This window comes from Intestinibacter sp. (assembly GCF_022780145.1).
In the GTDB taxonomy this organism is placed as follows: Bacteria; Bacillota; Clostridia; order Peptostreptococcales; family Peptostreptococcaceae; genus Intestinibacter.
The window spans coordinates 1-11,579 of record NZ_JALEXO010000343.1 but is presented as its reverse complement, the minus strand read 5'-3'; the positions used below and the strand labels follow the sequence as shown (position 1 = coordinate 11,579).

General features: G+C 30.8%; 10 protein-coding genes. All 10 read right to left on the bottom strand.

Annotated features, from left to right (window positions below):
* The coding region (locus tag MR593_RS13330; protein WP_290693938.1) for a DnaJ domain-containing protein at positions 1–643 on the bottom strand (643 nt) is incomplete at its 3' end.
* 139 nt (positions 644–782) lie between these two features.
* Entirely contained in the window at positions 783–2,612 is a 1,830-nt protein-coding gene (gene dnaK, locus MR593_RS13325; protein ID WP_290693935.1) for a molecular chaperone DnaK, read from the bottom strand.
* A 92-nt stretch (positions 2,613–2,704) separates the two neighbouring features.
* Positions 2,705–3,307, bottom strand: a complete 603-nt coding sequence (gene grpE, locus MR593_RS13320; RefSeq protein ID WP_290693932.1) for a nucleotide exchange factor GrpE — start codon at positions 3,305–3,307, stop codon at positions 2,705–2,707.
* 30 nt (positions 3,308–3,337) lie between these two features.
* Positions 3,338–4,357 (bottom strand): heat-inducible transcriptional repressor HrcA, encoded by a 1,020-nt coding sequence (gene hrcA / locus MR593_RS13315; protein ID WP_290693929.1) that lies wholly within the window; start codon positions 4,355–4,357, stop codon positions 3,338–3,340.
* 95 nt (positions 4,358–4,452) lie between these two features.
* Entirely contained in the window at positions 4,453–5,574 is a 1,122-nt protein-coding gene (gene hemW / locus MR593_RS13310) for a radical SAM family heme chaperone HemW (protein WP_290693927.1), read from the bottom strand.
* Between the two features lie 83 nt (positions 5,575–5,657).
* The gene (locus MR593_RS13305) at positions 5,658–7,262 is read right to left on the bottom strand and encodes a gamma-glutamyltransferase family protein (protein ID WP_290693924.1); all 1,605 of its coding nucleotides are present in this window, start codon (positions 7,260–7,262) and stop codon (positions 5,658–5,660) included.
* A 67-nt stretch (positions 7,263–7,329) separates the two neighbouring features.
* A complete protein-coding gene (locus tag MR593_RS13300; RefSeq protein ID WP_290693921.1) occupies positions 7,330–7,464 on the bottom strand; it encodes a hypothetical protein in 135 nt (44 codons plus the stop codon).
* 13 nt (positions 7,465–7,477) lie between these two features.
* Positions 7,478–7,927 (bottom strand): poly-gamma-glutamate biosynthesis protein PgsC, encoded by a 450-nt coding sequence (pgsC, locus tag MR593_RS13295; protein WP_290693918.1) that lies wholly within the window; start codon positions 7,925–7,927, stop codon positions 7,478–7,480.
* A 21-nt stretch (positions 7,928–7,948) separates the two neighbouring features.
* Positions 7,949–9,154 carry a poly-gamma-glutamate synthase PgsB gene (gene pgsB, locus MR593_RS13290; protein WP_290693940.1) on the bottom strand — a complete coding sequence of 402 codons (1,206 nt, stop codon included), beginning with the start codon at positions 9,152–9,154 and terminating at the stop codon, positions 7,949–7,951.
* Between the two features lie 620 nt (positions 9,155–9,774).
* Positions 9,775–11,577: a translation elongation factor 4 gene (lepA, locus tag MR593_RS13285; protein ID WP_290693916.1), complete on the bottom strand. Its 1,803-nt coding sequence runs from the start codon at positions 11,575–11,577 to the stop codon at positions 9,775–9,777.
* Positions 11,578–11,579 lie beyond the last annotated feature (2 nt).

The window sequence follows — 11,579 nt, the reverse complement described above, 5'->3', positions numbered from 1 at the left end:
TTCCTGTACCTCTACAAGAAGAGCATGTTTTTTCATATACTTTTCCTTTTCCATTACATTCAGTACATGTTGTTCTTGTCATAAATGTTCCAAACAATGATCTTTGTTCAGATGTAACTGTACCACTACCATTACAAGTAGGACATTTTTTTTCTCCATGTCCCCCTTTACCATCACATTCTGAACATGTATCATTTACAGTGACGTTTACAGTTTTTTTACATCCAAATACAGCTTCTTCAAATGTAAGGTTTACATTAATTACGCTATCTCTTCCTTTTCTCGCTCTAGATGATGAACGACCTGATCCAAAGTTAAATCCTCCAAATCCTCCACCAAATATATCTCCAAATATATCATCAAATCCACCAAATCCTTGGCCACCGAAACCTCCAGCACCACCAAATCCTTGACCGTTTACACCTTCATGACCAAATTGATCGTAGTTTCTTCTCTTAGTTTCATCTGATAGTACTTCATATGCTTCATTTATTTCTTTAAATTTTTCTTCCGCTTCTTTGTCACCTGGGTTTTTATCTGGGTGATATTTCATAGCTAATTTTCTATAAGCTTTTTTTATCTCAGATGCATCCGCACTTTTGCCAACACCTAAGACATCATAGTAGTCTCTTTTAGTACTCAAGTTTTGTCACCAACTTTATATTACAAAACAATAGCTTGTAGAATATTAAACTACAAGCTATTATTAATTGTTTTAAAAAAGATTAATATCCTTTAATTTATTATACACAATCTCTATGTTTTTGCAACAAATTCAAATCTTATACTTCTTTGAAATCTGCATCTACAACATCATCATTTGATTGATTTTGATCAGCTTGTTCTCCACCTTGAGCAGCTTGTTCAGCTTGAGCTTGTTGATACATTTGCTCAGATATTTTGTGGAATTTGTTCATTACTTCATCTATAGCTGATTTTATTTCTTCAGCAGTTGCAGATTCTTTATCTTTTACTTCTTTTAATGACGCAACAGCAGCTTCTATTGCAGATTTATCATCAGCATTTACTTTGTCACCAAGTTCATTTAAAGTTTTTTCTGTTTGATATATAGTTGAATCAGCTTGGTTAACTGCTTCTATTCTATCTTTTTTAGCTTTATCAGCTTCAGCATTCATTTCAGCTTCTTTAACTTTTCTTTCTATTTCTTCTTCTGATAAGTTAGTTCCTGAAGTTATAGTAACTTTTTGTTCTTTTCCAGTTCCTAAATCTTTAGCAGTAACGTGAACTATACCATTAGCATCTATATCGAAAGTAACTTCTATTTGAGGTATTCCTCTTGGTGCTGGTGGTATTTCTGATAATTGGAATCTACCTAAAGTAGTATTATCATATGCCATAGATCTTTCACCTTGAAGTACATGTATATCAACAGCAGTTTGGTTATCAGCAGCAGTTGAGAATACTTGAGATTTCTTAGTTGGTATTGTTGTATTTCTTTCTATTATTTTAGTCATTACGTTACCCATAGTTTCTATACCTAAAGATAGCGGAGTAACATCTAATAATAATAAGTCGTTAACTTCACCAGTTAATACACCAGCTTGTATAGCAGCACCAGCAGCAACACATTCGTCTGGGTTTATACCTTTATGAGGATCTTTTCCTATGAATTTTTTAACAGCTTCTTGAACAGCTGGTATTCTTGTAGATCCACCTACTAATAATACATCATCTATTTCTGATACTGAAAGTCCAGCATCTGATAAAGCACTCTTAGTTGGTCCCATAGTTTTTTCTACTAAGTGAGCAGTTAATTCATCGAATTTAGCTCTTGTTAAATCTATATTCATATGTTTTGGACCTTCTGCAGTTGCAGTTATGAATGGTAGATTTATGTTTGATGTCATTGTTGAAGATAATTCTTTTTTAGCTTTTTCAGCAGCTTCTTTTAATCTTTGTAAAGCCATTTTATCGTTTCTTAAATCTACACCTTCAGCTTTTTGGAATTCATCAGCTAAGTAGTCTATTATAACTTTATCGAAGTCATCTCCACCTAATCTGTTGTTACCAGCAGTAGCTAAAACTTCGAAAGTACCGTCACCGATTTCTAGTAATGATACGTCGAATGTACCACCACCTAAGTCGAATACTAAGATTTTTTTGTCTTCGTCTAATTTATCCATACCATATGCTAAAGCAGCAGCTGTTGGTTCGTTGATTATTCTCTTAACATCAAGTCCTGCTATTCTACCTGCATCTTTAGTTGCTTGTCTTTGTGCATCTGTGAAGTATGCTGGAACTGTTATAACTGCTTCAGTTACTGTTTGACCTAAGTAGCTTTCAGCATCTGCTTTTAATTTTTGAAGTATTATAGCTGATATTTCTTGTGGAGTATATCCTTTACCATCTATATTAACTTTGTAATCTGTACCCATATGAGTTTTTATTGATGTTACAGTTCTTTCTGCATTTGTAACTGCTTGTCTTTTTGCAGGTTCTCCGACTATTCTTTCACCATCTTTTGTAAATGCTACTACTGATGGTGTTGTTCTCATACCTTCAGTGTTTGCTATTATTTGAGGTTCTCCACCTTCTAATACTGCAACACAAGAATTTGTTGTTCCTAAATCTATACCTATTACTTTTGCCATTTTAAAACGCCTCCTGAAAATTTTCATTCTTAATTAATTTATTTATTTACTAGCTACTTATTTTACTAGCTATTTATTATTTGCAATATTTATTAGCAAGATACTTTTACCATTGTCGGTCTTATTACCTTTGTACCTAGCTTGTATCCTTTTTGTAGTACCATTACAACCTTGTTTGGTTCTACGCCTTCGATACTTTCTTGCATTACTGCCATATGAACATTTGGATCAAATTCAGCACCTTCTGCTTCTATTTCTTCAACTCCAAATTTAGTAAGTGAATCTTTTAGTTGTTTGTAAACTAAATCCACACCTTTGAAAAGAGCTTCTTCTTTATCTGTACATGCATCTAGTGCTCTTTCCATATTATCTATAACTGGTATTAATTCAGTTATTATCTTTTCATTTGCAAATATTCCTATAGTTTCTTTTTCTTGTTGTGTTCTTCTCATGTAGTTAGCATATTCTGCTTGAAGTCTCTTATATTTATCTTCATATTGTTCTATTTTAGATTCTAAGTCTTTTATTTGATCGTTGACTTTCTTTTCTTCTAATTTAGAATTTATATCTGTCACATTGTCATCCTCAGTTTGTTCTTTATCAACATCTTCTGTCACTTGATCTTCAATTACTTGATCTTCAGTGGAAGTACTTGAATCATTTTTAACTTCAGATTGCACATCCTTTTTTTCCAAGATACTACACCCCTCGATTCCTTTTATTTTCTATTTATTATTAAGCAATATATTCATATAATTGATTATTGAATATATTCTAGAATAATCCATTCTAGTCGGACCTATAAAGCTTATACGTCCTATTTGTTCATTGTCTATTTTATATGTAGCAGTCACAACACTACATTCCTTAGCTTGTTGACAATCATTATCGCTACCAATTATTATATTAGTGTTATCCTTTAGTATGCCCTTCGAATGTATAATTTGTGATACGGTTTCTTTTGTCTCAAGCATATCTAAAAAGCTTCTAGCCTTTAGTACATCATTAAATTCTGGATAATTGAGTATGTTTGTAACTCCATTTAAGCTGATTGAAACATCTTCTTCTGATACGTTAGAATTTAATATACTAAGTAGCTTATCTACTATTGAAGAATATTCTCCTATTTCGTATTTTATAAAAGCTATTAAATTGTTATCGATATCTGTTATACTCTTTCCTGCAAGCTTCTTAGTAAGATTATCAGAAATTATATTCAACTTAGCTTGATCTAAATACTTTTTGGTGAATATATCAGTTTTCTTTATATCACCAGTATCTGTCACAACTATCAATAAAATACTGTGCTCTGCCATGCTAACTAGTTGTATATGTTTAATCACACTAGGCTTTACTAGCTGTCTTGTTGTACCTATTGTAGTGTAATTAGTAAGCTGTGATAACATTTTAGAGGTTTCATGAATTAAACTTTGTATATGGCTCATATTACTTTCCACACATTTTTCTATGACCTGCTTATCGCTATCGTCTAATTCATTAGTTCCCATCAACAAATCTACATATAATTTATAACCCTTTTCTGTTGGCACCCTACCTGCTGATGTATGCGGTTGAACTAGATATCCTAATTCCTCTAAATCTGCCATTTCATTTCTTATAGTTGCAGCGCTAACTCCAAGGTTATGCTTTTTAGAAATTGTTCTAGATCCTACAGCTTCAGCTGTTTCAATATAATCTTTAACTATCGCTTTGAGGATTTTCATTTTTCTTTCATTAAGTTCCATTATAAGTTCCTCCTTGCTGTTAGCACTCATTAAACCCGAGTGCTAAAAAGATTATATATATTATATACCATTTATTTTTTTGTTTGTCAATACTTTTAATCTATATAATCTAAAAAAATGCTGTTTGATATTTCTCTTCCCCTTTGAGTGAGTTTAATTCCTTTATTTGTTTTTATTATTAAACCCAACTCAATTTGTTTATTTAACTGTTCTTTATATTTACTTTCAAAATCTATGCCAAACTCCTCAAAGTCCTTAAAAATTATTCCTTCATTCATTCTAAGACCCATAATAATTTTTTCCTCTATTTTGTCCTTTAAAGTCAGTTCTTCAAAAAACTCTATAGGCTTTTGATTTTTAGATAATTTATCGTGATAAGAATCTAGACTTCTTTCATTATTGTATCTAACATTATTAATATATCCAGATGCTCCCGGTCCTAAACCTATATAATTTTTACATTTCCAGTATAATATGTTGTGTTTACATTCATATGTATCTTTGGCGTAATTAGATATTTCGTATTGATTGTAGCCTTTTGATTTTAAATAATTTATAGTGTATTCGTACATTTTAATATCTTCATCTTCGTCGCCCATTTCAAACTCTTTATTCATATACATATCGTATAGCTTTGTACCCTCCTCTAAAATCAGAGAATACGCCGATATATGCTCTGGATTTAAATCGACAACCTTTTGAAGAGTCTCTTTCCAATCTTGAAATGTCTGATTTGGTAAATTATACATTAAGTCAATATTTATATTTTCAAATCCAACCTTTCTCGCTTGTATATAGTTTTTTTCAAATTCTTCATAAGTATGTATTCTACCTATAAAGTTCAGTAAATCCTTTTGTAAGGCCTGCAAGCCTATACTGAGCCTATTTATACCTATAGACTTCATAAATCTTAATTTGTCCTCATTTAACGTCCCAGGATTGCATTCCATAGATATTTCGGCATCTTTATCTATATAAAAATTGTTTTCTATTTCTTGCATTATCATTTTTATATCTTTGTTATCTAGGATACTAGGTGTTCCTCCTCCAAAGAATATGCTATTTATTTTTCTATCTTTATTTTTGTATAAACTCATCTCTTTTTTTAAATCTGATAAAAATCTATCTTTTTCACTTTTGACAATTTTATAAGAGTTAAAATCGCAATATTTACATTTTTTTACACAAAACGGTATATGTATGTATAATCCTAACAAAAAATCACCTTCTTCGATTTCTTTTTTATAAATTATAACCATAAAATTTAAAAGGCAAACCCAAAAGAGTTCGCCTTTATATATTAATATTTAACTTGGTAAGTTCCACGTCTTCTTTCATCAGCAGTTCCATTTATTCCAAGATCCTTATCCTTAGAAATTGCTTGGATTGATCCATACATAATATTAGAATCATAATAATTTAATGAATAAGTATTTCCATCTGCTGCTATTTGTTGTCTTATATCATCAGGAATTTCTTCCTCATAATATACTTCTTTAGAATTTCTAAATACAAATCTAGGTTTATCTACTGCCTTTTGTAAATCTACACCATCTCTTAAGTTCCAATTTATAACTTGAGCTAGTACTTGAGGTATAGCATTTCCACCTGGAGTAGCAATTCCCATCATAAAGTCATCACCCTTAGTGATTATAGATGGAGCTATAAAGGTTCTAGATCTCTTACCTGGTTCGTATTTATTTATTGAATAACTATTTTCATTAAAATGAATTGAAGCATCGTTTAAGAAGAAGCCTCCAACAGATACTTGACTTCCGAAGAAATCACCTAATGTATTAGTACATGATACTACCATTCCTGATGAATCTGTAACGACAAATGCTGTTGTATCTTCACTTTCCATATCGTCTATATCTTTTACTTCGTTCTTTTTATATAGATATTTTGCGTACTTATCTGTAGTTAATTTTTGATAGTCTTTTTCTTCACTATTAAAATTAGGATCTGATATATTTGCTTGTCTACTTGTATATGCTATATTAGATATTTTTGTCATTTCTTCTATATATTTTACAGGGTCTTCGTCATAGCTTGGTAAATCTACATATTCTATCATGTTGAGAATTTGTAATAAAGTTACACCACTAAAAGGCGCAGGAGCTGTAACTACGTCATATCCATTGAAATCTCCTGTTATAGGTTCTTGTTCTTCAACTTCATAGCTAGACAAATCTTCTGCTGTAAAATAAGCACCTGTAGTTAATTTTTGTGCTATTTCTCCCTTATAAAAAGCATCAGAACCATTCTTTTGAATTTGAGTTAATGTATCAGCTAGTTCAGGTTGAACTATATTTTTGCCTACAGCTTTAGGTTCTCCATTTGCTTCAAAGAACTGAGTCATTTGAGATAAATCAGAATAACCTTTATATACGCTTAATCGATTGTATAGATTTTGATTCATTTCAAATCCATCTTTTGCTAAATCTATAGCTGGTTGAAGTAAATCACTCATTTTAAGTTTACCATGTTCACTTTGAACAGTTTCTATACCTTTAACAAAGCCTGGCACACCAATTGTACTTTTCATCGTATCAGAGCTAATAGGTGCTGTTTCTCTATAGTTATAGAATTTATAATCCTTAGAATCAGGTAGGTATACAAGCATACATCCTCCACCGCCGATTCCAGAACCATATGGCTCAACAACTCCTAGTACATATGATATCGCTGCTGCTGCGTCAACTGCATTTCCTCCATCTTTTAAAACCTTCATTCCAACTTCTACCGCCAATTCATTAGATGAACTCACGCCGTATCCAGAAGTAACATCTCTATCTAAAGCTTTATTCACAGATTTATTAAAAAGAGCAGCAATATTATCGTAGAAAACTAGGCTTAAGCATAAAATTATTACTGCAAATACACTCGCTATTTTTTTTGCCAAATTTTTCCTCTCCTTTTACTTGTAAATTTTATATAAAAAAAATTTTATTTATATACACATAAAAGTTTTAGAAATTAATTTCTAAAACTAAATATGCGACATACAATATAACTATTAAAATACATAACCCTGAAAAAGTTATTTCTTTTCTATTTTTTATCATTATTTGGATTTTTTCTTTTATTGTTAACTCTCTGCTCATATCTCATACCTCTCTATACAAATGGTAAGAAACAAATAATACCATATACAACTAAAGAAACACCTAATGAACTTGCTACAGTTAATTTTATACCTTGTTTATAATAAGCATTTGCTATTAATCCAGGAATAACTATTCTTATAGCTTCAAGAGCTCCTAATGCATCACCCATAGATGCATTAACTGCAGTTATTACTAAATTTAAAATCATACTTACAAATAATAAAGCTAAAAATCTTCTTCTACCGTATAATATTAAAAATTTATTTAAACCAAATTCAACTATCATATATGTCAATAAACTTATTAAAAATATAACTATTATCCCTTTTGGGTCACTCAATGATAAAGCCATATATCCAGGGACTACCATCCCACCTGGATTTATCCCAAACTTTTCTTGAAATAATAAACTCAACGTTAATCCTAAAATAATAGCTACATATAATTCACTAATTCCCATGTAATCCTCCTCAATTCCTTTCTATCCTAAAGTTTTTTCTTCACTATCTACTACTATTGTGTCTTCATCTCTACTCATACTTAATAATTTTTCGATGAAAGGTTCACCTTGACCATGTATATTACCTACACCAAATAACATTCTGTCTTTTAATAATGGATAAATAGTTTCTATAATTTTATCCGGTTCAGCATATTCTAAGTCTATATAATTTTTGACATTAGGGAATTCCCCATTTTTATACGCCGTTGTAATTGGGTCTGTAACTTCACCAATAGCAACTAAAGTATGAGTTTGTATTTTTGGAAATACATCTGAAACAAATATCTCAGTTCTATCAACTCTGTCCTCTCTACAGTTCATAATAACTATAGGATCTTCAGTGTTGTAATCTAATTCCTTAACTCTTTCCCAAATATTAACTGTTGATTGTGGATCATTTGCCGCAAAACCATTTACAAATGTACAGTTTAAATCTTCATCACCAATTCTAGTAATTCTCATTGCTCCTGGGTCTGGATGTGCATTTAACATACCTTTAAAGCATGTTTCTTCATCTATACCTAAAGCTTGACCTACTGCTAAAGCTAATGAAGCATTTTCTGGGAATATCATATAATCAAATTGAGCTAAATATTCATCTGTAATTTTTGAATTATCTGCAAGTATTACCTTAGTATTTCTCTCTGCTGCGATTTCCTTAAAGTAATTAGCATAAGGACCATCAACTGTTATTAAATATCCATCATATGGTATTGTCGCTCCAAACGCTTGTGCAATTTGATCTAATGTTGGACCCATAACATCTAAATGGTCTTCCAATACGTTAACTATAACCACGATATTAGATTCTAACATTCTAAATTGGAAAACTTTTTGATAATCAGGGTTTACAGCCATACACTCGCAAACTAAAGCCTCTGCATCTAAGTCAGCAGCTTTTTGCAAAACTTTTAATTGTTCTCCTATGTTTGCCCCTTGTGGCTTTCTAACTATGATGTCTTCATCATCTTGAAACCAATAAATCATTCTAGCAGCTGTACCAGTTGTCTTACCTATAGTTCTATATCCTGCTTCTGTTAAAATACTAGTTATTAATCTAGTTACTGTAGATTTTCCTCTTATTCCATTTATATTTACCCTTATTGGTATTTTTTCAACATTTCTCTTTTGTGCCAATTGTTCTCTAATACCTAAAATTAATAATATTGCCACACATACTACTATAATAAAAATAACTCATCCCTCCTAAAGATTAACTTTTATATTTTTTATCACCACTTATCAAAATTTACACTAAAACATAAAAGTATTTTAATTTTTAATCAAGAAATAAAACTCGATAATTTACTTATATTTAACAACTCATAAGATTATACCAAAAAAATATCTTTTCTAAAAGTATTTTTTTCTATTTTGTAGAATTTAGTGTTTTTAATGCACTAAAAACAACCTATTTTCCAACATAAAATCAATCGCATTTTTTTCATAAGTCTATTTTATATTATTTTACATACCTTTTCAATAAATATGACTCGTTTAAATTCTTTCATTTTCTTAAAAATTACAAAATTCTGCAAGATAATCCTCGTAAACTTTCAATTTTTTATTTTCATTATATATAATACTCTTTTTTTCAAGAATGTCACTACTTTATTTATTTATTTTATATTATTTTTATAATATTTATTTTATATAAACAAATTAATTTATACAAATAAAAATAAGTTTAAATATAATACTTCTAATTATATGACTATATAATGAATGAACTCTATCCAAACGATATTTCTTATAAATATATTTGTATAGAGCTCATCACTACTTTTATTAAATTTTACAGCTTATTAATCGTCTAATTTTAAAACAGCCATAAATGCCTTTTGTGGTACCTCTACATTTCCGATTTGTCTCATACGTTTCTTACCTTCTTTTTGTTTTTCAAGAAGTTTCTTTTTACGAGATATATCTCCACCGTAGCATTTAGCAAGTACGTCTTTTCTAAGTGCACTTATAGTTTCTCTAGCTATTATTTTATTTCCAACAGCTGCTTGTATTGGCACGGCGAATTGATGTCTTGGTATTTCATTTTTTAATTTTTCACACATAGCCTTACCTCTAGAATAAGCCTTTGATTCGTGTACGATAAAGCTAAGGGCATCTACTTGCTCTTTGTTTATTAATATATCTAATTTGACTAGTGTAGAAGGTTGGTATCCCTTCATTTCATAATCTAGTGAGCCGTATCCTCTAGTTCTAGATTTTAACGCATCGAAGAAATCGTATATAACTTCATTAAGAGGTAGATCATAATGTAGCATAACCCTCTTAGGGTCTATATATTCCATGTGAAGCATAGTTCCACGTCTTTCTTGACATAATTCCATTACGACTCCTACAAAGTCCTTAGGAACTATTATATCGGCTTTTACGATAGGTTCTTCTATCATTTTTATTTCTGATGATTCTGGTAAATTTGTAGGATTTTGTATCATAACTACTTCTCCAGATGTCTTAGTTACTCTGTATATAACAGATGGAGCTGTTGTTACTAGATTTAAATCAAATTCTCTTTCTAATCTTTCTTCTATTATTTCTAGATGTAATAATCCTAAAAATCCACATCTAAATCCAAATCCCAATGCTGCTGAAGTCTCTGTTTCAAACTCTAAAGCTGCATCATTTACTTGTAATTTTTCAAGGGCATCTTTTACGTTTTCGTATTTTTCACCTTCGCCTGGATATATACCACAGTAAACCATAGGTGTAGCCTTTTTATATCCTGGAAGAGGTTCATCTGTAGGATTTTTGGCATCTGTTATAGTATCGCCGACATGACAGCTTCTGATGTCTTTTATGCTTGCAGCTATATATCCAACATCTCCAGCTTGAAGATTGTCTAATTCAGTTGGATTAGGAGCCATTACACCTACTTCTGTGACTTCAAATTTCTTTTTGGTATTCATCATCTCTATTGTCATACCTTTTTTTACTTCACCTTCATATACTCTTACATACGCAACAACACCTTTATACGCATCGTAATATGAGTCAAATATTAAGGCTTTTAAAGGTTTATTTTTATCACCTTGTGGGGCAGGTACATTTTTTACGATATCTTCTAGTACATCTTGTATATTTAAACCTGTTTTAGCTGATACTAATGGCGCTTCACTTGCATCAAGACCTATAATTTCCTCTATTTCTTCCTTTACTTCATCTGGTCTTGCACTTGGAAGGTCTATTTTATTTATTACTGGTAGTATTTCTAGATCTTGATCTAGAGCTAAATACACATTTGCTAGAGTTTGAGCCTCTACACCTTGTGCTGCATCTACTACTAAAAGAGCTCCCTCACATGCAGCTAAGCTTCTAGACACCTCATAATTAAAGTCTACATGCCCTGGAGTATCTATTAAATTTAAATAATATTCTTCTCCCTCAAATTTATAATTTAAACTTACAGCATTCAATTTAATAGTGATGCCTCTTTCTCTTTCCAAATCCATACTATCAAGAACTTGATTCACCATTTCTCTTTCACTTACTGCTCCGGTAATTTCTAAAATACGATCGGCTAAAGTACTTTTCCCATGATCAATATGGGCAATAATGGAAAAATTTCGAATATTTTCTTGCTTTTTTTTCATTT